We start from the raw sequence: 26,668 nt of genomic DNA on the forward strand, positions 1-26,668 counted from the left end.
TAGCTCCCGTCGGAGTGAGACTCTCAGGGATGTTCGACATCAGCCGAACATCCCATAACCAGTACAAATGCGAGTGCTTACTCGTCTTCCAGCTCGATGTTGATACCCAGCGAGCGAATCTCTTTCAACAGGACGTTGAAGGATTCCGGCATGCCCGGTTCCATCTGATGGTTGCCATCGACGATGTTTTTATACATCTTCGTACGGCCGTTCACGTCATCAGACTTAACGGTCAGCATTTCCTGCAGGGTATAAGCGGCACCGTATGCTTCCAGTGCCCACACTTCCATCTCACCGAAGCGCTGGCCACCGAACTGTGCTTTACCACCCAGCGGCTGTTGAGTCACCAGGCTGTAAGAACCGGTGGAACGGGCGTGCATCTTGTCATCAACCAGGTGGTTCAGTTTCAGCATGTACATGTAGCCAACGGTAACCTGACGCTCGAACTGCTCGCCGGTACGGCCGTCAAACAGGGTAATCTGGCCGGAAGAAGGCAGACCGCCGAGCTGCAGCAGCTCTTTGATTTCGCTTTCTTTCGCGCCATCAAACACTGGTGTTGCGATCGGCATACCTTTTTTCAGGTTCTCTGCCAGACGCAGCACTTCATCATCGCTGAAAGTGTTCAGGTCAACTTTCTGACGCACGTCAGTGCCCAGATCGTAAGCACGCTGGATAAACTCACGCAGTTTGGCAACTTCTTCCTGCTTCTTCAGCATGGCATTGATTTTCTCACCAATACCTTTCGCTGCCATACCCAGGTGGGTTTCCAGGATCTGACCGATGTTCATACGTGACGGTACGCCCAGCGGGTTCAGAACGATATCGACCGGCGTGCCGTTCTCATCGTAAGGCATATCTTCGATCGGGTTGATCTTGGAGATAACACCTTTGTTCCCGTGACGACCTGCCATCTTGTCACCAGGCTGGATTTGACGTTTAACCGCCAGATACACCTTAACGATTTTCAGCACGCCCGGTGCCAGATCATCGCCCTGGGTGATCTTGCGACGCTTCGCTTCGAGTTTCTTCTCAAACTCGTGCTTCAGCTCGTCATACTGCTCAGCCAGCTGCTCCAGTGCGTTCTGTTTCTCTTCGTCGGTCAGGCCCAGCTCCAGCCAGCGCTCGCGCGGCAGCTTGTCCAGCTTCTCAGCCTCAACACCACCAGAGATCAGTACCGCCTGGATACGACCAAACAGGCCAGCTTCGAGGATCTGCAGTTCTTCAGACAGGTCTTTCTTCGCCTGCTTCAGCTGCATTTCTTCGATTTCCAGCGCGCGCTTGTCTTTTTCCACGCCATCGCGGGTGAAGACCTGCACGTCAATAACAGTACCGGAAACGCCGTTCGGCACGCGCAGTGACGAATCTTTCACGTCAGAGGCTTTTTCACCGAAGATCGCACGCAGCAGTTTCTCTTCTGGCGTCAGCTGGGTTTCACCTTTCGGTGTAACTTTACCAACCAGAATGTCACCACCGGTCACTTCAGCACCGATGTAAACAATGCCGGATTCATCCAGTTTAGAGAGCGCAGCTTCACCCACGTTCGGGATGTCAGCAGTGATCTCTTCTGGCCCCAGTTTGGTGTCACGCGACACACAAGCCAGTTCCTGAATATGGATGGTAGTGAAACGGTCTTCCTGTACTACACGCTCAGAAACAAGGATGGAGTCTTCGAAGTTGTAACCGTTCCACGGCATGAACGCTACGCGCATGTTCTGGCCCAGCGCCAGTTCACCGAGGTCGGTAGACGGGCCATCTGCCAGCACGTCGCCGCGCTCAATCGGTTCGCCCAGAGAAACACACGGCATCTGGTTGATACAGGTGTTCTGGTTCGAACGGGTATATTTGGTCAGGTTGTAGATGTCGATGCCGGCTTCGCCCGGGTACATCTCATCTTCGTTAACCTTGATCACGATACGTGATGCATCAACGTACTGGATAGTACCGCCACGTTTGGCTACGGCGGTAACACCGGAGTCAACAGCAACAGCACGTTCCATACCGGTACCAACCAGCGGCTTATCAGCACGCAGAGTCGGAACCGCCTGACGTTGCATGTTTGCACCCATCAATGCACGGTTGGCGTCATCGTGTTCCAGGAACGGGATCAGTGACGCACCAACAGAAACCACCTGCTGGGTCGAAACGTCCATATAGTCAACCTGGTCGCGGCTGAACAGGCTCGATTCGCCTTTGCTACGACAGGTAACCAGATCGTCAACGAATGAACCGTCGTCGTTCAGGTTGGTGTTCGCCTGAGCGATAACGAAGTTACCTTCTTCAATTGCAGAGAGGTAATGGATTTCGTCGCTCACTTTACCGTCAACCACGCGACGATAAGGCGTTTCCAGGAAGCCATACTCGTTGGTCTGTGCGTACACAGACAGCGAGTTGATCAGACCGATGTTCGGACCTTCCGGCGTTTCGATTGGACATACGCGACCGTAGTGAGTCGGGTGTACGTCACGTACTTCGAAGCCAGCACGTTCACGGGTCAGACCGCCTGGGCCGAGGGCAGAAATACGACGCTTATGCGTGATTTCAGACAGCGGGTTGTTCTGGTCCATAAACTGAGACAGCTGGCTGGAACCAAAGAACTCTTTCACTGCCGCAGAAATCGGCTTGGCGTTGATCATATCCTGAGGCATCAGAGTGTCGAGATCGCCCAAGGAAAGACGCTCTTTCACCGCACGCTCTACACGCACCAGGCCAACACGGAACTGGTTTTCTGCCATTTCGCCGACGGAACGGATACGACGGTTGCCGAGGTGGTCGATATCGTCCACTTCGCCTTTACCGTTACGGATATCGATGAGCTTCTTCATCACTTCAATGATGTCGGACTTGCTCAGGATACCGGAACCTTCGATCTCGTCACGCAGCAGAGAACGGTTGAACTTCATGCGGCCAACCGCAGACAGATCGTAACGATCTTCAGAGAAGAACAGGTTCTCGAACAGGTTTTCCGCAGCTTCACGCGTCGGCGGCTCGCCAGGACGCATCATGCGGTAGATCTCAACCAGCGCGCTCAGGCGATCGTTGGTTGGGTCAACACGCAGCGTTTCGGAAATATACGGACCGTGATCCAGATCGTTGGTGAACAGGGTCTCAATGCGCTTATGACCGGACTGGCTCAGTTTCGCCAGCAGATCCAGAGACAGTTCCATGTTCGCTGCAACAATCAGCTCACCGGTGTTTTCGTCGATGTAGTCTTTTGCCACCACTTTACCGGCAATGTATTCAACCGGTACTTCGATGTGCTGGATATTGTCTTTTTCCAGCTGGCGGATGTGGCGGGCAGTGATACGACGAGCTTTCTCAACGTAGACCGTACCGTTGGCTTCGATATCGAAGGAGGCGGTTTCACCACGCAGGCGCTCAGGCACCAGTTCCATCTGCAGTTTGTTGTCGCGGATTTCGAACACCACTTTCTCAAAGAACAGATCAAGAATCTGCTCCGTGGTGTAATGCAGCGCGCGCAGAATGATACTGGCCGGCAGCTTACGGCGACGGTCAATACGGACGAACAGGTTGTCTTTCGGGTCAAACTCGAAGTCGAGCCATGAACCGCGGTAAGGGATGATACGTGCGTTATACAGCACTTTACCGGAAGAGTGCGTTTTACCCTTATCGCTGTCAAAGAAAACGCCAGGACTACGATGCAGCTGAGAAACGATAACACGCTCAGTACCGTTGATAACAAAGGTACCGTTTTCGGTCATGAGCGGAATTTCGCCCATGTAAACTTCTTGTTCTTTAATGTCTTTGACTGTGCCTTCCGGCGCTTCGCGCTCGTAGATCACCAGACGCAGTTTGACGCGCAGCGGTGCAGAAAACGTCACGCCACGGATCTGACATTCTTTTACGTCAAAGACAGGTTCACCCAGACGATAGCTGACATACTGCAACTCGGAGTTGCCGCTGTAGCTCGCGATCGGGAATACGGAACGGAATGCTGCTTCCAGCCCGTACTGACCTTCTGGATCTTGCTCGATAAACTTCTGGAACGAGTCAAGCTGGATAGAAAGGAGATAAGGTATGTCCAGCACTTGCGGACGTTTACCAAAATCCTTACGAATACGTTTTTTCTCGGTATAGGAGTAAACCATAGGGTTCCTCAGCTAGCTGACAAGTCGACCCACGCTGTCCGTCCTGAAGGACAGTTCATGCAACACTATTTTGTTTCTCATGCGATGCGGAGCATCACATGCAATACATCTTTCTATCACTCTTAAATCATTTCATTGCTTCAGCATGGGCAGGGAACCCGCGCAGGAAAACAGTATATTAAGTCGTCGATAGAAAAAGATATTGAAGAGCACCAATGGACAAACAATGCGAAACCCCATTGCGGCTCTGTAGCGCAAAAAGGCTGGTGACCAAAAAGTCACCAGCCATCAGCCTGAAACTACTCAGACTGCAACCCGAAGGTTGTCTTACTTAACTTCAACTTCAGCGCCAGCTTCTTTCAGCAGTGCTTCGAGAGCAGCAGCGTCATCTTTGCTGATGCCTTCTTTGATCACGCCAGTAGCTTCAACCAGATCTTTGGCTTCTTTCAGGCCCAGACCAGTTGCGGTACGTACAGCTTTGATTACTGCAACTTTGTTCGCACCAGCAGCTTTCAGGTGAACGTCGAATTCAGTTTTCTCTTCAACAGCTTCAGCCGGGCCAGCAGCAACAGCTACAGCAGCAGCAGCAGAAACGCCGAATTTTTCTTCCATAGCAGAAACCAGCTCAACTACTTCCATTACGGACATAGCTGCAACAGCTTCCAGAATTTGGTCTTTAGTGATAGACATAACAATTGTTCCTAAGAATCAGTATAAGTTTATGCGTTAAAGTACGAAGGAAAAGAGCTGGCCTTAAGCCGCTTCTTTTGCATCGCGAACAGCAGCCAGAGTGCGGACCAGTTTGCCAGCAGCGGCTTCTTTCATGGTCGACATCAGACGTGCCAGTGCTTCTTCGTAAGTCGGCAGAGTTGCCAGACGGTCAATATTGGCCGCCGTGATCAGCTCACCTTCAAAGGCTGCAGCTTTGACCTCGAATTTTGCATTCGCTTTCGCGAACTCTTTGAACAGACGAGCAGCAGCGCCCGGGTGTTCCATAGAGTATGCAATCAGGGTCGGACCAACAAACGTGTCTTTCAGGCACTCGAAAGGAGTACCTTCAACGACGCGGCGCAGCAGGGTGTTACGAACAACACGCATGTAAACGCCAGCTTCACGACCTGCTTTACGCAGTTCGGTCATTTTATCAACGGTCACGCCGCGGGAATCCGCAACAACCGCTGACAGCGCGCCTTTGGCTACTTCGCTGACTTCAGCAACAATCGCTTGTTTGTCTTGAAGATTTAATGCCATTAGCTTTTGCTCCTGGATTTGACCAGGGAAGGATTTCCCTGGAACTCACTTCACCTATTTACCCGAAGGCAATAAGCGCTATTACACGGTGAGCAGAATCCAGTGAAGAAAAAAATTCTTTTTGGTTCTGTCACCGTCTACGCAGGGGATTAAGCGTTTCATCCGAAGATGTTGCGCTCCTGCGGTCTTGGACGGAGGCCAGGATAAGGCCTGGCTCCAACCTTAGTGACTGAATTACAAAGGGGTTAACCTTTACTCTCCATTCACTATGAATCTGGGTTCTGAATTGAATGATCAACCAGAACAACGGGCGTAAGATTCTAGATGAATTTTTCGCCCGTTACAAGCAGCAATTAGTTTGCTACTGCGTTCAGACCAGCCTGGTCGATGGCAACGCCAGCGCCCATGGTGGTGGACAGGCTAACTTTCTTGATGTACACGCCTTTCGCCTGAGCAGGTTTTGCTTTTTTCAGCGCAACCAGCAGAGATTCCAGGTTTTCTTTCAGTTTGTCAGCGTCGAAGTCCACTTTACCGATGGTGGTGTGAATGATGCCGTTTTTGTCGTTACGATAACGAACCTGGCCCGCTTTAGCATTTTTAACCGCTTCAGCAACGTTCGGGGTTACAGTACCCACTTTCGGGTTTGGCATCAGACCACGCGGGCCCAGAACCTGGCCGAGTTGGCCAACAACGCGCATTGCATCCGGAGAAGCAATAACAACGTCAAAGTTCATTTCGCCTTTTTTGATCTGGTCAGCCAGATCTTCCATACCTACCAGCTCTGCGCCAGCTGCTTTAGCAGCTTCAGCGTTTGCGCCCTGGGTAAATACGGCAACGCGTACTGAACGACCAGTACCGTGCGGCAGTACAGTTGCACCACGTACGTTCTGATCAGATTTACGAGCATCGATGCCGAGGTTAACAGCAACGTCTACACTCTCTACAAACTTAGCAGTAGCCAGTTCTTTCAGCAGAGCAACAGCTTCGTTGATGTCATACTGTTTGGTCACATCAACTTTGTCACGGATCACGCGCATGCGCTTGGTCAGCTTAGCCATTTCTTAGTCCTCCACTACCAGGCCCATGGAACGAGCAGTACCTTCGATAGAGCGAGTCATCGCTTCTACGTCAGCACCAGTCATGTCCGCAGCTTTGGTTTCTGCGATTTCACGTACCTGAGCACGGGTTACTTTACCGACTTTGTCTTTGTTCGGCTTACCAGAACCAGACTTGATGCCCGCTGCTTTTTTCAGCAGTACGGCAGCCGGAGGTGTTTTGGTAACGAAGGTGAAAGAACGGTCGCTGTATACGGTGATAACAACAGGAGTCGGCAGACCTTTTTCCAGAGATTCGGTCTTCGCGTTAAACGCTTTACAGAATTCCATGATGTTAACGCCCTGCTGACCCAGAGCTGGACCAACCGGTGGGCTCGGGTTAGCCATACCAGCTGCAACCTGCAGCTTGACATAGGCTTGTACTTTCTTAGCCATGATATTTCCTCAATTGGGTTATAGCGCCTGAAAAACAGGCTCCCCGTGATGACAATTCACACGCTGTCGCCAGCGCATAAAAACAAAAGGCGCGAAATTGTAGATAAATTCCGCGCCTGCTGCAACTATAAAAATGTATAAGGTGTTAGCCTTTTTCCACCTGGCTGAAGTCCAGCTCAACAGGTGTAGCACGACCGAAGATGGAAACAGACACTTTCAGGCGGCTTTTCTCGTAATCCACCTCTTCCACCACGCCGTTGAAGTCGGCAAATGGGCCGTCGTTGACGCGTACCATCTCGCCTGGCTCGAACAGTGTTTTTGGACGCGGCTTATCACCCACCTGTTGAAGGCGGTTCATGATCGCATCCACTTCTTTATCGCTGATCGGCGCCGGACGGTCTGATGTACCACCAATGAAGCCCATAACACGCGGTACGCTACGCACCAGATGCCAGCTGGCATCGTTCATAACCATCTGAACCAGTACGTAACCCGGGAAGAATTTACGCTCGCTTTTGCGACGCTGGCCACCACGGATTTCCACGACTTCTTCAGTCGGCACCATGACTTCGCCAAACAACTCTTCCATATTGTGCAATTTGATGTGCTCACGCAGCGACTGGGCTACGCGGCCTTCGAAACCGGAAAACGCCTGCACGACGTACCAGCGTTTTTTTGGAGCTTCAGACATCTCAGAACCTCAGGCCAGTGATAAACGATACAAGGCGGACAAGGATACCATCCAGTCCCCACAAAATCAGTGACATCACGGCAGTTACCGCGGCAACGATTAACGTGGTGTGCAGCGTTTCCTGGCGAGTCGGCCAAATGACCTTACGCATCTCGGTTCTTGCTTCACGCGCAAACGCAACTGTCGCTTTGCCTTTCGTGGTCAGCAACGCTACGCCGCCTGCCACTGCAATCAGAACCACTACAGCCAGCGCACGCAACGGAAGTGTCACATCGCGGTAGTAGTAATTACCAACAATAGCGACAACCAGTAATACGGCAACAGCCAGCCATTTTACTGTTTCCAGGCCGCGTCCGCTCCCTTGAGCTTCGGTATTCGCACTCATAAACCAACCTGCCACTATAATTCAGAAACTGTTGTGCCCCGCATGGCGAGGCATCCAAACCGAATGAGCTTTTAGAGCGTAACTCGGTATCCTGCACCGCTTAACAGAGCCTGTCTCAGCAATGATTATGATCGAAAATCACTGATGAGCCAGGTTCTATACAACAGCGTGCAAAAAGGGCATCAAATGATGCCCTTTCCGTGTGCATTGCGTCAAATATTATCGAGATTAAGCGATAACTTTAGCAACAACGCCCGCACCAACGGTACGGCCGCCTTCGCGGATTGCGAAGCGCAGACCTTCGTCCATCGCGATCGGGTGAATCAGGGTGACAACCATTTTGATGTTGTCGCCCGGCATTACCATCTCTACGCCTTCCGGCAGTTCTACTGAACCGGTTACGTCAGTTGTACGGAAGTAGAACTGAGGACGGTAGCCTTTGAAGAACGGAGTATGACGGCCGCCTTCGTCTTTAGACAGTACGTACACTTCTGATTCGAACTGAGTGTGCGGCTTGATGGTACCCGGCTTAGCCAGTACCTGACCACGCTGGATGTCTTCACGCTTGATACCGCGCAGCAGAACACCACAGTTTTCACCAGCCTGGCCCTGATCCAGCAGTTTGCGGAACATTTCAACGCCAGTACAGGTTGATTTTGCAGTCGCTTTGATACCAACGATTTCAACTTCGTCGCCTACTTTCACGATACCGCGCTCAACACGACCGGTAACAACGGTACCACGGCCAGAGATTGAGAATACGTCTTCGATCGGCAGCAGGAACGGCAGGTCGATGGCACGAACCGGATCCGGGATGTAAGTATCCAGGTGACCAGCCAGCTCAACGATTTTCGCTTCCCACTCTGCTTCGCCTTCCAGCGCTTTCAGCGCTGAACCACGAACGATCGGGGTGTCGTCGCCCGGGAAGTCGTACTGTGACAGCAGGTCACGAACTTCCATCTCAACCAGTTCCAGCAGCTCTTCGTCATCAACCATGTCACACTTGTTCAGGAACACGATGATGTAAGGAACGCCAACCTGACGACCCAGCAGGATGTGCTCACGGGTCTGCGGCATCGGGCCGTCAGTCGCAGCAACAACCAGGATTGCGCCATCCATCTGAGCAGCACCGGTGATCATGTTTTTCACGTAGTCGGCGTGGCCCGGGCAGTCAACGTGCGCGTAGTGGCGAGTCGGGGTTTCGTACTCAACGTGTGAAGTGTTGATGGTGATACCACGAGCCTTCTCTTCCGGCGCGTTGTCGATCTGGTCAAATGCACGCGCCTGGCCGCCGTAGGTTTTAGCCAGAACGGTGGTGATCGCAGCAGTCAGAGTGGTTTTACCGTGGTCAACGTGACCGATGGTGCCCACGTTTACGTGCAGTTTGTTACGTTGAAATTGCTCTTTAGCCATCGCTTGTCCCTCTAAGACACGGATATATCAAAGATATCGTCACATCAACCAGGCTATGCCTGACTGTTAGTTTTACAGAGAGAGAATCAGGAGAGAGATAAAGGAAGTGGTGCTGATACCCAGAGTCGAACTGGGGACCTCACCCTTACCAAGGGTGCGCTCTACCAACTGAGCCATATCAGCACATCTGGAGCGGGCAGCGGGAATCGAACCCGCATCATCAGCTTGGAAGGCTGAGGTAATAGCCATTATACGATGCCCGCATCCTGGAACTCGGCTACCTGTTCTTTCTGTAGCTTATGAATAATAAAAGAAGACCTTCTATTATTCGAGTCAGTCAGTGTTTCCGACTAACACTTTGACTGCGCCAATGCTCAGTCTGAATTCGAAGGTGAGAGAGTTTAACTCACCCATCAGACGGTGACTTCATCTGACGCTCAACCAAGAGGTTGAGATGGTGGTGGGAGAAGGATTCGAACCTTCGAAGTCTGTGACGGCAGATTTACAGTCTGCTCCCTTTGGCCGCTCGGGAATCCCACCTACTTGATGGTGCCGGCTACCGGAATCGAACTGGTGACCTACTGATTACAAGTCAGTTGCTCTACCAACTGAGCTAAGCCGGCATCAAGTGACGCGCATTCTAGGAAGAGCCGATGCAGGATGCAACAAAAAAATTGCCAAAATTGCACTATCGCTTACTATTTGTGCAAATCCTCGCAAATCAATCATAAAATGCAGCAATTTTGTCCAGTGGTGCTGCTTTTTTACCCGCGCCGCGCCTCAACTTTTGCATGCCTTTCTCATAATGGCTCGACAATTCTGAGACGAGTGCCCTTCCATCATATTATTTTACTCAGTGCCACCACCTTACTCCGTTAACACCTGGTGTTTAAACAAATTCATATGCCTGCCAGTCAGCTCCCCATAAACTCTTGTGACAACCTACTGAGCGACAAGAAAAATGCGGGCGCGATTACGAAAGCGTGCTTGCGTTTATCATTTTACTTCTTTTTAAAGTCACACTGGTGTTACCCTCCTGCCCATTGTTCTCGTTAAATTACCCCTGTGACGTGCAACTGAGTTCGACACATCGCTGTATGCCTGATGCTGCAAGGTGTAGATGAGCCAGAATTTGCGGTCAGATGCATGCTTATGAGTAAAAAAACGACGCCACTCACAACACCCTATTTACAGTTCAACCGTCAGCAATGGGCAGCCTTGCGTGACTCTGTGCCAATGACGCTGGCTGAGGGTGAAATTGACCGATTGCGCGGCATTAACGAAGACCTTTCGCTGGAAGAGGTCGCCGAGATTTATTTGCCGCTGTCACGCCTGTTAAATTTCTACATCAGTTCTAATCTGCGACGTCAGGCCGTACTCGAGCAATTTCTTGGGACTAATGCCCAAAAAATTCCTTACATCATCAGTATCGCGGGTAGTGTGGCAGTAGGAAAAAGTACCACTGCGCGTGTACTGCAGGCGTTACTCAGCCGCTGGCCTGAGCATCGCAAAGTAGAGTTGATCACCACCGATGGCTTTCTGCATCCCAATGCGGTGTTAAAAGAACGTGGGTTGATGAAGAAGAAAGGCTTCCCGCAGTCCTATGACATGCACCGTCTGGTCAATTTTGTTTCCGACCTAAAATCCGGAGCCAGCCAGGTTACAGCACCGGTTTACTCGCATCTGATTTATGATGTTATTCCGGATGGTGATAAAGTTGTGCAGCAACCTGATATCCTGATTCTCGAAGGTTTAAACGTGCTGCAAAGTGGTATGGATTATCCACACGACCCTCATCACGTCTTTGTTTCAGATTTTGTCGACTTTTCTATATATGTCGATGCCCCCGAAGACCTGCTTGAAAGCTGGTATATCAACCGTTTCCTGAAATTCAGAGAAGGGGCATTCAGCGATCCTGATTCTTATTTCCATCATTATTCGCAACTTCCAGAAGAAGAAGCTGTGAATATTGCGCGCGGGCTGTGGAAAGAAATCAACTGGATGAATTTAAAGGAAAATATATTACCTACACGTGAGCGTGCCAGCCTGATCATGACCAAGTCAGCCGATCATGCCGTGCAACATGTACGTTTAAGGAAATAAATAATAAACATTACTGCCCTGAATTTTTTAGGGCAGTAATACTGTAAATGAAAAAATCACAGCCATATATTAGTCTGGTGGTTAATTATCTGGTCGTAATGAAATTTCCCCACCAACCCATGCCTTAGTTTCACCATCCTGCTCCAGCAGCAAGCCACCTTGCTTATCCACGCCACGCGCAATGCCATAAACTTCACGGTCACCAATTAACAATTTGACCGGACGATTAATGAAGTTATCGAGCATATCCCAACGTTCAATAAAGGGATCCAGGCCGTCACGCTCAAACAATGGTAAAGCTTCGCGTAAACGATTAATCAATGTTGCGGCCAGCTGATTACGATCGATGTCGATCCCCGCTTCCTGCAAATTAATCCAACCCTGGTTAATTTGTGACGCGCCTTCGGAACGCATCGCGAGGTTAATTCCTGCGCCAATTACAATCTGGGCTGCATCGCCGGTTTTACCGGTAAGTTCAACCAGGATACCAGCCAGTTTTCGATCGTGCAGATAGAGATCGTTGGGCCATTTAACCCGTACATCGTTCGCGCCAAGGGACTGAATAACTTCCGCCATCACGATACCGATGACCAGGCTCAACCCCATTGCAGCGGCTGGTCCCTGCTCCAGACGCCAGTACATCGACATATACAGGTTGGCACCAAAGGGTGAAAACCATTGTCTGCCACGACGCCCACGTCCTGCCTGTTGATACTCCGCAATACAAGCATCACCCGATACCAACTGATCCATCCGCTCCAGCAGATATTGGTTCGTCGAATCAATTACAGGGATCACAGACAAATTAGGTTGATTCAGCTGCGATACAATTTCTTCTTCATTCAGCAACTGAATGGGGGCTGGCAGGCTGTATCCTTTACCCGTAACGGTATAAACATCCAGTCCCCAGCTCTTCAACGTTTGAACATGTTTGTTGATTGCGGCTCGGCTCATACCCAGAACTTCGCCCAGTTGCTCCCCCGAATGAAATTCTCCATCTGCGAGTAAAGCGACCAATTTTAGCGGTACACTATGGTCTTTCATGAAATCACCTCTACGGCGTTACGTTCGCCATGCGCATCGATAAAGCGAACTTCCGGCTCCAGCCAGACATTGAATTTCTCACCGACGTGGTTTCTCACCTCGCGTGCCAACTGAACAATATCCTGAGGTGTTGCCTGATTTTCATTAATCAGCACCAGTGCCTGCTGGCGATGTACTGCAGCACCGCCCACCTGATGCCCCTTCAGCTGACATTGATCGATCAGCCAACCGGCAGCAAGTTTCACTTCACCTTCAGGTTGGGGATAGAGCGGGATCGTTGGCCATTGAGTACACAATGCTGCGGCCTGAGTGGCGGTGATCAGTGGATTTTTAAAGAAACTGCCCACATTTCCTGTTATCCGCGGATCAGGAAGCTTGCTCTGACGCATCTGACAGACAGCATTAAATACATCCCACGCGCTGGCTGTTGCCGGATTAAGCCGTGCCAAATCACCATAACTCAGTACTGGCTGCCATTGCTTAGGCAGACGTAATCCTACTGCGACGATGACATAGTCATTCTTCATCGCATGTTTGAAAATACTGTCACGATAGCCAAACTCGCACTCTTCGCGATACAGCCGAACCGTCTGGCAGGTGGGTAGATGTATGGCTTCAACATAGTGGCAGATATCTTTAAATTCGATACCGTACGCACCAATATTTTGAATTGGTGCCGAGCCAGCCATACCCGGTATCAAGGCGAGATTCTCCAGACCAGGAATGCCTTTCTTTAAAGTTTGCTCAACCAGTTCATGCCAGTTTTCTCCCGCTCCAACATGCAGTTGCCATGCTTCGGGATGTTCTTCTATGGCTATGCCTTTGATTGTATTGATCACCACAGTACCGTTGAAGTCTTCGAGAAACAGTACATTGCTGCCGCCACCAAGTATCATAAAAGGTTGTTTCTGAGCGGTACTGCCTTGCCAGGCTTCAATGATGGCTTCTGCAGTATTGGCAATAACGATATTTCTCGCACTGACCTCAAGGCCAAGTGTATTGAAAGCTTTAAGAGAAGTGTTGGGGCTGGACATTTCACGGCCTTAACTGATTAATCTGGCCGTAGTTTACCTGATCAGATTGTTACGAGTGGGATGTTTTCGTGTTTTTCACTGCTCAGAGGCTGATTTGCGGACGTAAAGAAACCCTGAACTTTCGTTCAGGGCTTCTTCACTTGATTGATGCCTGGCAGTTCCCTACTCTCGCATGGGGAGACCCCACACTACCATCGGCGCTACGGCGTTTCACTTCTGAGTTCGGCATGGGGTCAGGTGGGACCACCGCGCTACAGCCGCCAGGCAAATTCTGTTTATCCGCACCGCCCTCTCAGGCCGCACGAATCTATCCGGATGAACCAAGCTGAAAATCTTCTCTGGTCTCTCAACCAAAACGCCTCTGGCGTTGTAAGGTTAAGCCTCACGGGTCATTAGTACCGGTTAGCTCAATGCATCGCTGCACTTACACATCCGGCCTATCAACGTCGTCGTCTTCAACGTCCCTTCAGGACCCTCAAGGGGTCAGGGAGAACTCATCTCGGGGCAAGTTTCGTGCTTAGATGCTTTCAGCACTTATCTTTTCCGCACTTAGCTACCGGGCAATGCCATTGGCATGACAACCCGAACACCAGTGGTGCGTTCACTCCGGTCCTCTCGTACTAGGAGCAACCCCCCTCAATTCTCCAGCGCCCACGGCAGATAGGGACCGAACTGTCTCACGACGTTCTAAACCCAGCTCGCGTACCACTTTAAACGGCGAACAGCCGTACCCTTGGGACCTACTTCAGCCCCAGGATGTGATGAGCCGACATCGAGGTGCCAAACACCGCCGTCGATATGAACTCTTGGGCGGTATCAGCCTGTTATCCCCGGAGTACCTTTTATCCGTTGAGCGATGGCCCTTCCATTCAGAACCACCGGATCACTATGACCTGCTTTCGCACCTGCTCGAGCCGTCACTCTCGCAGTCAAGCTGGCTTATGCCATTGCACTAACCTCCTGATGTCCGACCAGGATTAGCCAACCTTCGTGCTCCTCCGTTACGCTTTGGGAGGAGACCGCCCCAGTCAAACTACCCACCAGACACTGTCCGCAGCCCGGATTACGGGCCTACGTTAGAACATCAAACATTAAAGGGTGGTATTTCAAGGTCGGCTCCACGCAGACTGGCGTCCACGCTTCAAAGCCTCCCACCTATCCTACACATCAAGGCTCAATGTTCAGTGTCAAGCTATAGTAAAGGTTCACGGGGTCTTTCCGTCTTGCCGCGGGTACACTGCATCTTCACAGCGATTTCAATTTCACTGAGTCTCGGGTGGAGACAGCCTGGCCATCATTACGCCATTCGTGCAGGTCGGAACTTACCCGACAAGGAATTTCGCTACCTTAGGACCGTTATAGTTACGGCCGCCGTTTACCGGGGCTTCGATCAAGAGCTTCTCCTTACGGATAACCCCATCAATTAACCTTCCGGCACCGGGCAGGCGTCACACCGTATACGTCCACTTTCGTGTTTGCACAGTGCTGTGTTTTTAATAAACAGTTGCAGCCAGCTGGTATCTTCGACTGGCTTCAGCTCCGGGAGCTAGTCCCTTCACCTAATGCCAGCGTGCCTTCTCCCGAAGTTACGGCACCATTTTGCCTAGTTCCTTCACCCGAGTTCTCTCAAGCGCCTTGGTATTCTCTACCTGACCACCTGTGTCGGTTTGGGGTACGATTTCGTGTTACCTGGAGCTTAGAGGCTTTTCCTGGAAGCAGGGCATCAGTTACTTCACCACCGTAGTGGCTCGTCATCACGCCTCAGTGTTAAAGAAGACCGGATTTGCCTGGTCTTCACACCTACACGCTTAAACCGGGACAACCGTCGCCCGGATAACCTAGCCTTCTCCGTCCCCCCTTCGCAGTAACACCAAGTACAGGAATATTAACCTGTTTCCCATCGACTACGCTTTTCAGCCTCGCCTTAGGGGTCGACTCACCCTGCCCCGATTAACGTTGGACAGGAACCCTTGGTCTTCCGGCGAGCGGGCTTTTCACCCGCTTTATCGTTACTTATGTCAGCATTCGCACTTCTGATACCTCCAGCAGACCTCACAGTCCACCTTCAGCGGCTTACAGAACGCTCCCCTACCCAACAACACATAAGTGTCGCTGCCGCAGCTTCGGTGCATGGTTTAGCCCCGTTACATCTTCCGCGCAGGCCGACTCGACCAGTGAGCTATTACGCTTTCTTTAAATGATGGCTGCTTCTAAGCCAACATCCTGGCTGTCTGTGCCTTCCCACATCGTTTCCCACTTAACCATGACTTTGGGACCTTAGCTGGCGGTCTGGGTTGTTTCCCTCTTCACGACGGACGTTAGCACCCGCCGTGTGTCTCCCGTGATAACATTCTCCGGTATTCGCAGTTTGCATCGGGTTGGTAAGCCGGGATGGCCCCCTAGCCGAAACAGTGCTCTACCCCCGGAGATGAGTTCACGAGGCGCTACCTAAATAGCTTTCGGGGAGAACCAGCTATCTCCCGGTTTGATTGGCCTTTCACCCCCAGCCACAGGTCATCCGCTAATTTTTCAACATTAGTCGGTTCGGTCCTCCAGTTAGTGTTACCCAACCTTCAACCTGCCCATGGCTAGATCACCGGGTTTCGGGTCTATACCCTGCAACTTAACGCCCGGTTAAGACTCGGTTTCCCTTCGGCTCCCCTATACGGTTAACCTTGCTACAGAATATAAGTCGCTGACCCATTATACAAAAGGTACGCAGTCACACCCAAAAGGATGCTCCCACTGCTTGTACGTACACGGTTTCAGGTTCTGTTTCACTCCCCTCGCCGGGGTTCTTTTCGCCTTTCCCTCACGGTACTGGTTCACTATCGGTCAGTCAGGAGTATTTAGCCTTGGAGGATGGTCCCCCCATATTCAGACAGGATACCACGTGTCCCGCCCTACTCGTCGGACTCACAGTCTGTGCATTTTCGTGTACGGGGCTGTCACCCTGTATCGCGCGACTTTCCAGACGCTTCCACTAACACACAAACTGATTCAGGTCCTGGGCTGTTCCCCGTTCGCTCGCCGCTACTGGGGGAATCTCGGTTGATTTCTTTTCCTCGGGGTACTTAGATGTTTCAGTTCCCCCGGTTCGCCTCGTTAACCTATGTATTCAGTTAACGATAGTGCACAAGTGCACTGGGTTTCCCCATTCGGACATCGCCGGCTGTTGCGGTTCATATCACCTTGCCGGCGCTTTTCGCAGATTAGCACGTCCTTCATCGCCTCTGACTGCCAGGGCATCCACCGTGTACGCTTAGTCGCTTAACCTCACAACCCACAGGCGTTTTGCAACGCTTATGAATCGCAAGCTTTTGAGAGACTCGAACGCGCCGCTTTCATTTCTTATTACGGAGAAATGAAACAACGCGTCGTTTCAAATTTTCAGCTTGTTCCGGATTGTTAAAGAGCAAATATCTCAAACGTGACTCGTAAGCCAGTTTTGAGATACTGAGCAGCGACACCTTTCACCTGTCACCAAGCAAGTGGCGTCCCCTAGGGGATTCGAACCCCTGTTGCCGCCGTGAAAGGGCGGAGTCCTAACCGCTAGACGAAGGGGACACGAATGTGTCACGACTTCGCAGCCGTCTTGCTCATTACGTTTTCATCAGACAATCTGTGTGAGCACTTCGCGGGAAAGTATCTTCAGGTAAGGAGGTGATCCAACCGCAGGTTCCCCTACGGTTACCTTGTTACGACTTCACCCCAGTCATGAATCACAAAGTGGTAAGCGCCCTCCCGAAGGTTAAGCTACCTACTTCTTTTGCAACCCACTCCCATGGTGTGACGGGCGGTGTGTACAAGGCCCGGGAACGTATTCACCGTAGCATTCTGATCTACGATTACTAGCGATTCCGACTTCATGGAGTCGAGTTGCAGACTCCAATCCGGACTACGACGCACTTTATGAGGTCCGCTTGCTCTCGCGAGGTCGCTTCTCTTTGTATGCGCCATTGTAGCACGTGTGTAGCCCTGGCCGTAAGGGCCATGATGACTTGACGTCATCCCCACCTTCCTCCGGTTTATCACCGGCAGTCTCCTTTGAGTTCCCGACCGAATCGCTGGCAACAAAGGATAAGGGTTGCGCTCGTTGCGGGACTTAACCCAACATTTCACAACACGAGCTGACGACAGCCATGCAGCACCTGTCTCACGGTTCCCGAAGGCACTAAGGCATCTCTGCCAAATTCCGTGGATGTCAAGGCCAGGTAAGGTTCTTCGCGTTGCATCGAATTAAACCACATGCTCCACCGCTTGTGCGGGCCCCCGTCAATTCATTTGAGTTTTAACCTTGCGGCCGTACTCCCCAGGCGGTCGACTTAACGCGTTAGCTCCGGAAGCCACGCCTCAAGGGCACAACCTCCAAGTCGACATCGTTTACGGCGTGGACTACCAGGGTATCTAATCCTGTTTGCTCCCCACGCTTTCGCACCTGAGCGTCAGTCTTCGTCCAGGGGGCCGCCTTCGCCACCGGTATTCCTCCAGATCTCTACGCATTTCACCGCTACACCTGGAATTCTACCCCCCTCTACGAGACTCAAGCCTGCCAGTTTCGAATGCAGTTCCCAGGTTAAGCCCGGGGATTTCACATCCGACTTGACAGACCGCCTGCGTGCGCTTTACGCCCAGTAATTCCGATTAACGCTTGCACCCTCCGTATTACCGCGGCTGCTGGCACGGAGTTAGCCGGTGCTTCTTCTGCGGGTAACGTCAATGCATGAAGCTATTCACTTCACACCCTTCCTCCCCGCTGAAAGTACTTTACAACCCGAAGGCCTTCTTCATACACGCGGCATGGCTGCATCAGGCTTGCGCCCATTGTGCAATATTCCCCACTGCTGCCTCCCGTAGGAGTCTGGACCGTGTCTCAGTTCCAGTGTGGCTGGTCATCCTCTCAGACCAGCTAGGGATCGTCGCCTAGGTGAGCCGTTACCCCACCTACTAGCTAATCCCATCTGGGTTCATCCGATGGTGTGAGGCCCGAAGGTCCCCCACTTTGGTCTTGCGACGTTATGCGGTATTAGCTACCGTTTCCAGTAGTTATCCCCCTCCATCGGGCAGATCCCCAGACATTACTCACCCGTCCGCCACTCGTCACCCGGGGAGCAAGCTCCCCTGTGCTACCGTTCGACTTGCATGTGTTAGGCCTGCCGCCAGCGTTCAATCTGAGCCATGATCAAACTCTTCAATTTAAAGTTTGATGCTCAAAGAATTAAACTTCGTAATGAATTACGTGTTCACTCTTGAGACTTGATATTTTTTAAGTCCGTGGACTTTTGATATCAATCCTGCGAGTGCCCACACAGATTGTCTGATAAATTGTTAAAGAGCAGTGCGGGCAGCGGGTTAACCGCCTGTCGCGAGGTGGCGTATATTACGCTTTCCTCCTTCAGAGTCAATCACTTTTTTCAGCGATTTTCTCCGGCGGGATGAATCACTTCGTCCCTTGCTGACCCGTCTGCGTTGCCGCTTTGCCGTGTCAGTGGAGGCGCATTATAGGGAGATAATTCTGAGTGACAAGCGTTTATTGCAAAAAAATTATCGTTCGGCCTAAATTTCACCAAAACGCTTTATTTCACAACGTTTTGCCTGGCAATTGCGCAAAATCCCGGGCAAAAAGAGCGACTTTCTGCCAGTCGGTATACTCCACTTCTTTCGATGTATCGGTTTCGCCACCCGTCATACGCATAATCAACTGAATCATCACGCGATCGAACCAGCGATAGTGCGGATAACGTAGTGCCCCGGCAAACACCGCACAGCAATCGGGTTGCCAGGGTGACTGTGCCAGAAACTTGTGGGTATAGACATTGGTTTCCGGCGTGCATTTATCCGCTTTACGCGCCGTCAGGTTCACACTGAAGAAACCACTGGCACGCTGTTGCAGCTGCGTCAGATGCGTCGTGACAAATTTCATTAAAGCAGGATGGAAATGACCATAGCGGATTGATGCACCGATCAGCACGCGATCATACTGCGCCCAGTCGAGGGAAGTGCTCTGCTGCACATCAATCACATCACACAGCTGCTGGGGTGCCAGGGTTTGCGCAATGCGTCCGGCAATTTTTTGGGTTTGCCCGTCACGGCTGGAGTAAACAATCAACGCTTTCATCACACAATCCTGCTTTATCATTCGCGCCAGAAGGTGGGGGTAAAGAGAACCAATAAGGTAAACACCTCAAGACGACCAAATAACATGGTCGAAATCAAAATCCACTTCGCCACATCATTCATAGAAGCAAAGTTATCGGCCACCACGCCAAGGCCCGGTCCGAGGTTGTTGAGGGTTGCGGCGACAGCAGCAAAGGCGGAAAAGTCATCCACGCCGGTAGCGATAATCGCCAGCATGCTGACAAGGAACACCAGCGCATAAGCGGAGAAGAATCCCCATACGGCTTCCAGAATACGTTCCGGCAGAGCACGGTTACCTAACTTAATAGTGTAAACCGCATTCGGATGGACGAGGCGCTTCAGCTCACGCGAACCTTGTTTACATAACAGAAGAATACGGATGACCTTCAGACCGCCGCCGGTAGAACCCGCGCAACCACCAATAAAGGCGGAACACAGCAGCAGTACCGGTAGGAATAACGGCCAGCGGGCAATGCTATCGGTAGTAAACCCGGCAGTGGTCGCCATGGAGACCACCTGGAAAAAGGCCTGATTCAGCGTTTGCAGGCCACTGGAATAGACATCGTGGAACCACAATACCACCGTGCAGATCACCACCAGCGTCAGTTGCACGCCGATAAACATCCGGAACTCCGGATCACGCCAGTACACTTTCAGGCTACGCCCGCTCAGTAAAGAGAAGTGCAAACCATAGTTACAGCCGGAGATCAGCAGGAATACTGCGATGATGGTATTAATGGTCGGGCTATTGAAGTAACCGATGCTGGCATCATGGGTGGAGAAGCCACCGATAGCGATGGTGGAAAAACTATGGCCGATGGCATCAAACACCGGCATTCCCGCCAGCCACAACGCTACGGCACAGGCTACGGTGAGTAACACATAGATCAGCCACAATGTTTTGGCCGTTTCCGCGATCCGTGGGCGCATTTTGTTATCTTTCAGCGGTCCCGGCATTTCAGCGCGGTACAGCTGCATCCCCCCTACCCCAAGAATTGGCAGGATCGCCACCGCCAGCACGATAATCCCCATCCCCCCGAGCCATTGCAGCATCTGACGATAGAAAAGAATCGCTTTCGGCAGTGAATCCAATCCCACCAGCGTTGTCGCTCCGGTGGTGGTCAATCCTGAAAAGGATTCGAAGAAGGCATCGGTCACCGACAAATGCGGCTGCTCGGCAAACATAAACGGCATCGCCCCCACGCTGCCCAGCACGGTCCAGAACAGCACCACGATCAGAAACCCTTCGCGTGGCTTCAGTTCCGTTTTCTGCTTGCGATTGGGCCACCACAATAATGAGCCAATCACCAGCGCCATCATAAAGGTCTGACTGAACGCCCGTCCGGCACCGTCACGATAAATCAGGGCCACCAGACCGGGCACGATCATGGTCACTGAGAACAGAATCACCAGCAGGCCCACAATGCGGGTAATGGCGCGAAAATGCATTCAGCCGTTTCCTTTCAAAGAGATATTCTTAGTTTTCCAGCGGGATGAGCGTCAGCACGCCCCGACTGTAGTCAGAGAGGTTTTGCCGAAAGCCTTCGATCTGGCTATGCGGTAATGCCAGTTGCAGCGTAATGCGATCCAGATAATGGCTCGCTTCCACTCTGCCGTCAAAGCGCTGCAGCAGACGTTCAATATCACTGAACTGTGCATATTCGCATTGCAGAGTAAAAGATTGCATCGGCACTTTACGGCAACGTGTCAGCTGCTTTAAACCCTGCTGGACACCGCCGCCATAGGCTTTCACCAGCCCACCCGTACCAAGCATAATGCCGCCATAGTAACGCACCACAACAGCGGTAATTTCACCGACACCGCTCCCCATCAGCTGCGCCAGCATCGGTTTTCCCGCCGTACCCGAGGGTTCACCATCATCAGAAAAGCCAAGCTGCTGTGAATCATCCGGTGCACCGGCTACCCATGCCCAGCAGTGATGGCGGGCCGTGGGATGTTCAGCTTTAATCTGCTGCACAAAAGCACGCGCCGCTTCTACGCCGTCGGTATGCGCCAGCAGCGTAATAAAGCGGCTTTTCTTGATGGTTTCCTCGCTGAGACTCACAGCCTCAGCGGGAATGTCATAAGCATTCATCAGGCCAGATGCAGATCGCGCGTCATGTTTTCAATCCGATTGGCATGGATCACCACATTATCCTCAATGCGAATCCCGCCATAAGGTTTCAACGCATCAATCGCCTGCCAGTCAAAGTGCTGGCTATATTTGCCGCTGCGCAGCGACGACAGCAGGGAATCGATAATGTAGAAACCCGGTTCGATGGTCATCACCATGCCTGGCTCCAGTACTCTGGTGCAACGCAGATACGGATATTGCGCCGGAGCAGCCAGATGCGTGCCGTTATCATCCTGCATAAAGCCAGCAACGTCGTGGACCTGCAGACCGAGCGGGTGGCCCAGACCATGCGGCATGAACGGACCGGTTAAATCTTCCGCCACCAGCGTTTCTTCGCTCAGCCCTTTCACCAGGTCAAACTTCAGCAGCATGCGCGCAATGCGCTGATGCATCTGCAGATGGTAATCGGTATAGCGCACGCCAGCCTTGAGGGTCGCGATCAGCGCCAGTTCCTCCTTATTCATCGCCTCAACCATTTCGGCATAGCGCGATTTCGCCTGTGCGGCATAGCTGCGGGTCAAATCGGCCGCATAGCCCAGATATTCCGCCCCGGCATCGATCAAAAAGCTATGACGTTTCGCCGGTGGTTGATGATCCAGTTTGGTGTAATGCAACACGGCGGCATGTTCATTCAGCGCGATGATGTTGCCGTAAGGCACGTCGATATCGCGATGTCCGGTGGCGCTCAGGTAGGCAATGTTGATATCAAACTCGCTCATGCCAGAGAAAAAGGCTTCTTTGGCGGCGCGATGCCCGGCCACTGCCAGCTTTTGCGCTTCACGCATGCAGGCCAGTTCATAATCGGTTTTGATGCTGCGGTGGTAATGCAGGAAATCGATCACCCCTTTGGGGTTGATGCTGTCGGCTTTGATACCCAGCTGCGTGGCACGCGCTGGCACCGGCCCGATGTAAGCCACATTATCACGCTGAGCTGGCAGCAGTTGCCCAATCTCATCGGCATTTTTCAGGCCGATAACGTCAACGTCCCCGGTCCAGAAGCTATTGGGCAGCGGCTCCACGTTGTGCCAGTAATCCACCGGCGAATAAAACCACAGCTTCGGTTTATTCACGCCGTCGATCCATAACCAGCAGTTCGGCACCTGCGTGACCGGCACCCAGGCTTTGAATTGCGGATTCACTTTGAACGGATAGTCATGATCGTCGAGAAACACGGTCAGCAACTCGCCAGAATGAATCAGCATGGCATCAAGTTTAAAACGCGCCAGCACCTGCTGCGCACGCTGTTGCAGCGTGTTGATATGCGCGTGATACAGGGTCTTCAGTGAATCCATGGACTTGTCTCCGATATCGCGAAAATGGCCGCAGTGTAGCATAGCCGTGTCCTTGTTGCCGTGCCCCCGCACGCTGTGATCGCTGTATCAAATAAGCAAACTCTCGTTTGCAAAAAATTAACATGACACTCACACTCACGATCATCTGGTATGACCAGATCAACTTTCGCGGTTTCAGGAGACGGATATGCTCTACCAAGGCGATACCCTTTCTGTTCGCTGGCTTGACGATGGCATCGCCGAGCTGGTTTTTGACGCACCCGGTTCGGTGAATAAACTCGATACCAAAACCGTTGCCTCCCTGGGTGAGGCGCTGGGTGTACTGGAACAACAGCCTGCACTGCGCGGCCTGCTGCTCTCTTCGGCGAAACCAGCGTTTATCGTTGGTGCCGACATCACCGAATTTCTTTCCCTGTTCGATGCCCCGGTTGAAAAGCTGAGCCAGTGGCTGGCCTTTGCCAACAGCATCTTTAATCGCCTGGAAGATCTGCCGGTCCCCACCGTTGCCGCGATCGACGGCTATGCACTGGGCGGTGGCTGCGAGTGCGTACTCGCCACCGACTTCCGTATCGCCACCGCACAAACCCGCATTGGTCTGCCGGAAACTAAACTGGGCATCATGCCCGGTTTTGGCGGCAGCGTCCGCCTGCCGCGTTTGCTCGGTGCCGACAGCGCACTGGAGATTATCGCCGCTGGCAAAGATGTCGATGGCATCAGCGCCCTGAAACTGGGCCTGGTCGATGCGGTCGTGAGTAGCGATAAACTGCGCAGCGCCGCATTAACCATACTCCAGGACGCCATCACCCAGGGCAGCTGGCAGGCACGTCGCGCACCGAAGCTGGCACCGCTGAAACTCAGCCCGATCGAAGCCGCCATGAGCTTCACCATCGCCAAAAGCATGGTGCTGCAAACCGCAGGCAAACATTATCCGGCCCCCATCACGGCGGTAAAAACCATTGAAGCCGCCGCTGGCCTCGGCCGTGATGACGCATTAAAACTGGAAACCGCTGCCTTTGTGCCACTGGCGCAAAGTGACGTAGCACGCGCGCTGGTCGGCATCTTCCTTAACGATCAATACGTCAAAGGATTAGCCAAAAAACGGGGGAATGCCACCAGCACCCCGGCGCAGGCGGCGGTGCTCGGTGCGGGCATTATGGGCGGCGGCATTGCCTGGCAGTCAGCATGGAAAGGCGTGCCGGTGCAGATGAAAGATATCAATCCACAGGCACTGGCGCTCGGTATGAAAGAGGCCAGCAAACTGCTGAATAAGCAGCTGGAGCGCGGCAAGATTGATGGTGCGAAACTCGCCAGCGTGCTGACCACTATCCAGCCCACACTGGACTACGCCGGATTTGAACGCGCCGATGTGGTAGTTGAAGCGGTGGTGGAAAACCCGCAAATCAAAGCCAAAGTGCTGGCCGAGACCGAGCAACATCTGCGTGATGACGCCATTCTGGCGTCGAACACCTCGACGATTCCGATTAGCCAGCTGGCGCAGGCGCTGCAACGACCTGAAAACTTCTGCGGCATGCATTTCTTCAATCCGGTGCCGCGCATGCCGCTGGTTGAAGTGATTCGTGGGGAAAAAACCTCTGAGGAGACACTTGGTAAAGTCGTCGCCTGGGCCAGCAAAATGGGCAAGACGCCCATCGTGGTCAATGACTGTCCCGGCTTCTTTGTTAACCGCGTCCTATTCCCGTACTTTGCCGCCTTCAGTCTGCTGCTGCGCGACGGTGCCGATTTCCATCAGATCGACAAAGTGATGGAAAAACAGTTTGGCTGGCCGATGGGCCCGGCGTGGCTGCTGGATGTGGTTGGCATTGATACTGCCCATCACGCCCAGCAGGTGATGGCGCAGGGCTTCCCGTCACGGATGCAGAAAGATTATCGCGACGCCATCGACGTACTTTACGAGGCCGGGCGCTACGGTCAGAAAAACGGTCTGGGTTTCTGGCGCTGGACAGAGGACAAAAAGGGCAAGGCACAGAAACAAGCCGATGCCGAGGTCGATACCCTGTTGCAGCACGTGTGCCAGCCGAAACGCGTCTTCAGTGATGAAGAGATTACCAACCGCATGATGTTGCCGATGCTGCATGAAGTAGTGCGCTGCCTGGAAGAGAAGATTATCGCCTCTCCCGCCGAAGCAGACATGGCGCTGGTCTATGGTCTCGGCTTCCCGCCGTTCCGCGGTGGTGCCTTCCGTTATATGGATACGCTGGGGAACAGCACAGTGGTGGATCAGGCGAAACGTTATACCGCACTCGGCCCGCTGTATGCGCTGCCGGAGTTACTGGTACATATGGCCCATCAGCATCAAAGCTGGTATCCCGCAGCTCTTCCGATTGATGAAGCCGCGCTGCAAACTGCCTGAGGATTTTACAATGGAAAATGTCGTTATTATCGATGCCGCCCGCACACCGATGGGCCGTTCCAAAGGCGGTGCGTTTCGTCAGGTACGCGCAGAGGATCTCTCAGCACATCTGATGCGTGAATTACTCAGCCGCAACCCAGCGCTCGATCCCGCCACGCTGGATGACATCATCTGGGGCTGCGTACAGCAAACGCTGGAGCAGGGTTTTAACATTGCCCGTAATGCGGCGCTGCTGGCAGAGATCCCGCATCGCGTACCCGCCAGCACCGTGAACCGCTTATGTGGGTCGTCGATGCAGGCACTGCACGATGCGGCGCGCGCCATTATGGTAGGCGATGCGCAAAGTTGCCTGATTGGCGGTGTCGAACATATGGGCCACGTGCCGATGAGCCACGGTGTAGATTTCCACCCTGGCCTGAGCCGTACGGTGGCGAAAGCCGCAGGGATGATGGGGCTGACTGCCGAAATGCTGGCGCGTATGCATCATATCAGCCGCGAACAACAGGATGCCTTTGCGTTGCGCTCACATCAGCGTGCCTGGCAGGCCACCCAGCGCGGCGATTTTAAGCGCGAAATTATCCCGACCTATGGTCACGATGTTGATGGCGTACTGAAACGCTATGACGCCGATGAAGTGATCCGCGAAGATGCCAGCCTGGAAGGATTAGCCGCGCTAAAACCGGCATTTGACCCGATCAACGGTACCGTCACTGCCGGTACTTCCTCGGCCCTTTCCGACGGTGCGGCCGCAATGTTGATTATGGGCGAAAGCCGGGCGCGCGAACTGGGCCTGACACCCCGCGCACGCATTCGCAGCATGGCGGTGGTCGGCTGCGATCCTTCCATTATGGGCTATGGCCCGGTGCCAGCCAGTAAGCTGGCGCTGAAGCGCGCCGGTCTGACAGTGCAGGATATTGGCCTGTTCGAGCTCAACGAGGCCTTCGCCGCCCAGACACTACCCTGCCTGAAGGATTTAGGCCTGCTGGAACAGATAGATGAGAAGGTGAATCTGAATGGCGGCGCAATTGCACTCGGTCATCCGCTGGGATGTTCCGGTGCACGCATCAGCACCACATTGCTGCATCTGATGGAAAAACGCGATGTGCAGTTTGGCCTGGCGACCATGTGTATTGGGTTAGGTCAGGGCATCGCAACCGTATTCGAACGTCTGTAATACGTTGACCACTGCATGATTTCCCGCCCTCTCGGGCGGGCT

Annotated in this window: 17 protein-coding genes, 5 tRNA genes and 3 rRNA genes; 3 read left to right on the plus strand and 22 right to left on the minus strand. The window is 52.7% G+C overall.

Annotated features, from left to right (window positions below; translation table 11 throughout):
- Positions 1-77: 77 nt before the first annotated feature.
- The 12 genes from rpoB to RCF31_RS11815 all read right to left on the minus strand — a co-directional run bounded on the left by rpoB (position 78) and on the right by RCF31_RS11815 (position 9,959).
- Positions 78-4,106: a DNA-directed RNA polymerase subunit beta gene (gene rpoB / locus RCF31_RS11760; protein ID WP_416410602.1), complete on the minus strand. Its 4,029-nt coding sequence runs from the start codon at positions 4,104-4,106 to the stop codon at positions 78-80.
- A gap of 327 nt (positions 4,107-4,433) precedes the next feature.
- Positions 4,434-4,796, minus strand: a complete 363-nt coding sequence (gene rplL / locus RCF31_RS11765; protein ID WP_299455316.1) for a 50S ribosomal protein L7/L12 — start codon at positions 4,794-4,796, stop codon at positions 4,434-4,436.
- Between the two features lie 63 nt (positions 4,797-4,859).
- Positions 4,860-5,357: a 50S ribosomal protein L10 gene (gene rplJ / locus RCF31_RS11770; RefSeq protein ID WP_084871753.1), complete on the minus strand. Its 498-nt coding sequence runs from the start codon at positions 5,355-5,357 to the stop codon at positions 4,860-4,862.
- A gap of 353 nt (positions 5,358-5,710) precedes the next feature.
- Positions 5,711-6,415 (minus strand): 50S ribosomal protein L1, encoded by a 705-nt coding sequence (rplA, locus tag RCF31_RS11775; RefSeq protein ID WP_416410605.1) that lies wholly within the window; start codon positions 6,413-6,415, stop codon positions 5,711-5,713.
- Between the two features lie 3 nt (positions 6,416-6,418).
- Positions 6,419-6,847 carry a 50S ribosomal protein L11 gene (rplK, locus tag RCF31_RS11780; RefSeq protein ID WP_013507401.1) on the minus strand — a complete coding sequence of 143 codons (429 nt, stop codon included), beginning with the start codon at positions 6,845-6,847 and terminating at the stop codon, positions 6,419-6,421.
- A gap of 145 nt (positions 6,848-6,992) precedes the next feature.
- Complete coding sequence (gene nusG / locus RCF31_RS11785) at positions 6,993-7,538, minus strand: transcription termination/antitermination protein NusG (protein ID WP_013507400.1); 546 nt, start codon at positions 7,536-7,538, stop codon at positions 6,993-6,995.
- Position 7,539: 1 nt separating this feature from the next.
- The gene (secE, locus tag RCF31_RS11790; protein ID WP_208713618.1) at positions 7,540-7,923 is read right to left on the minus strand and encodes a preprotein translocase subunit SecE; all 384 of its coding nucleotides are present in this window, start codon (positions 7,921-7,923) and stop codon (positions 7,540-7,542) included.
- A 228-nt stretch (positions 7,924-8,151) separates the two neighbouring features.
- The gene (gene tuf, locus RCF31_RS11795; RefSeq protein WP_084877335.1) at positions 8,152-9,336 is read right to left on the minus strand and encodes an elongation factor Tu; all 1,185 of its coding nucleotides are present in this window, start codon (positions 9,334-9,336) and stop codon (positions 8,152-8,154) included.
- 107 nt (positions 9,337-9,443) lie between these two features.
- A tRNA-Thr gene (locus RCF31_RS11800) sits at positions 9,444-9,519 on the minus strand.
- A gap of 5 nt (positions 9,520-9,524) precedes the next feature.
- Positions 9,525-9,599: transfer RNA gene (locus RCF31_RS11805), tRNA-Gly, on the minus strand.
- 192 nt (positions 9,600-9,791) lie between these two features.
- Positions 9,792-9,876, minus strand: a tRNA-Tyr gene (locus RCF31_RS11810).
- 7 nt (positions 9,877-9,883) lie between these two features.
- Positions 9,884-9,959 (minus strand) — tRNA-Thr (locus RCF31_RS11815).
- Positions 9,960-10,488: 529 nt separating this feature from the next.
- Here RCF31_RS11815 and coaA point away from each other — a divergent pair.
- Positions 10,489-11,439 carry a type I pantothenate kinase gene (gene coaA / locus RCF31_RS11820; RefSeq protein WP_416410609.1) on the plus strand — a complete coding sequence of 317 codons (951 nt, stop codon included), beginning with the start codon at positions 10,489-10,491 and terminating at the stop codon, positions 11,437-11,439.
- Positions 11,440-11,520: 81 nt separating this feature from the next.
- On the opposite strand, the gene birA is transcribed toward coaA, so the two are convergent.
- The 10 genes from birA to pepQ all read right to left on the minus strand — a co-directional run bounded on the left by birA (position 11,521) and on the right by pepQ (position 23,081).
- Entirely contained in the window at positions 11,521-12,483 is a 963-nt protein-coding gene (gene birA, locus RCF31_RS11825) for a bifunctional biotin--[acetyl-CoA-carboxylase] ligase/biotin operon repressor BirA (RefSeq protein ID WP_416410611.1), read from the minus strand.
- Positions 12,480-13,517, minus strand: a complete 1,038-nt coding sequence (murB, locus tag RCF31_RS11830; protein WP_416410613.1) for a UDP-N-acetylmuramate dehydrogenase — start codon at positions 13,515-13,517, stop codon at positions 12,480-12,482. Before murB ends, birA begins: the two co-directional genes overlap by 4 nt.
- A 149-nt stretch (positions 13,518-13,666) precedes the next feature.
- A 5S ribosomal RNA gene (gene rrf / locus RCF31_RS11835) occupies positions 13,667-13,782 on the minus strand.
- Positions 13,783-13,888: 106 nt separating this feature from the next.
- Positions 13,889-16,793 (minus strand): 23S ribosomal RNA (locus RCF31_RS11840).
- Between the two features lie 216 nt (positions 16,794-17,009).
- Positions 17,010-17,084 (minus strand) — tRNA-Glu (locus RCF31_RS11845).
- Between the two features lie 89 nt (positions 17,085-17,173).
- A 16S ribosomal RNA gene (locus tag RCF31_RS11850) occupies positions 17,174-18,715 on the minus strand.
- Together the 16S, 23S and 5S rRNA genes with 1 tRNA gene alongside form the textbook arrangement of a ribosomal RNA operon.
- Positions 18,716-19,098: 383 nt before the next feature.
- Positions 19,099-19,635, minus strand: coding sequence for a menaquinone-dependent protoporphyrinogen IX dehydrogenase (gene hemG / locus RCF31_RS11855; protein ID WP_416410615.1), 537 nt, complete (start codon positions 19,633-19,635; stop codon positions 19,099-19,101).
- A 17-nt stretch (positions 19,636-19,652) separates the two neighbouring features.
- Positions 19,653-21,104 (minus strand): Trk system potassium transporter TrkH, encoded by a 1,452-nt coding sequence (trkH, locus tag RCF31_RS11860; RefSeq protein WP_084871748.1) that lies wholly within the window; start codon positions 21,102-21,104, stop codon positions 19,653-19,655.
- Between the two features lie 28 nt (positions 21,105-21,132).
- On the minus strand, positions 21,133-21,750 hold the full coding sequence (locus RCF31_RS11865) for an IMPACT family protein (RefSeq protein ID WP_416410617.1): 618 nt from the start codon (positions 21,748-21,750) through the stop codon (positions 21,133-21,135).
- On the minus strand, positions 21,750-23,081 hold the full coding sequence (gene pepQ, locus RCF31_RS11870) for a Xaa-Pro dipeptidase (RefSeq protein ID WP_313683543.1): 1,332 nt from the start codon (positions 23,079-23,081) through the stop codon (positions 21,750-21,752). Before pepQ ends, RCF31_RS11865 begins: the two co-directional genes overlap by 1 nt.
- A 187-nt stretch (positions 23,082-23,268) precedes the next feature.
- On the opposite strand from pepQ, the gene fadB reads away from it, so the two are divergent.
- Together fadB and fadA are read left to right on the plus strand one after the other, a co-directional pair.
- Positions 23,269-25,452, plus strand: coding sequence for a fatty acid oxidation complex subunit alpha FadB (gene fadB, locus RCF31_RS11875; protein WP_416410620.1), 2,184 nt, complete (start codon positions 23,269-23,271; stop codon positions 25,450-25,452).
- 10 nt (positions 25,453-25,462) lie between these two features.
- A complete protein-coding gene (gene fadA / locus RCF31_RS11880; RefSeq protein ID WP_416410622.1) occupies positions 25,463-26,626 on the plus strand; it encodes an acetyl-CoA C-acyltransferase FadA in 1,164 nt (387 codons plus the stop codon).
- The last annotated feature ends 42 nt before the right edge of the window (positions 26,627-26,668 follow it).

This window comes from Pantoea sp. App145 (genome assembly GCF_047947045.1).
GTDB lineage: Bacteria > Pseudomonadota > Gammaproteobacteria > Enterobacterales > Enterobacteriaceae > Pantoea.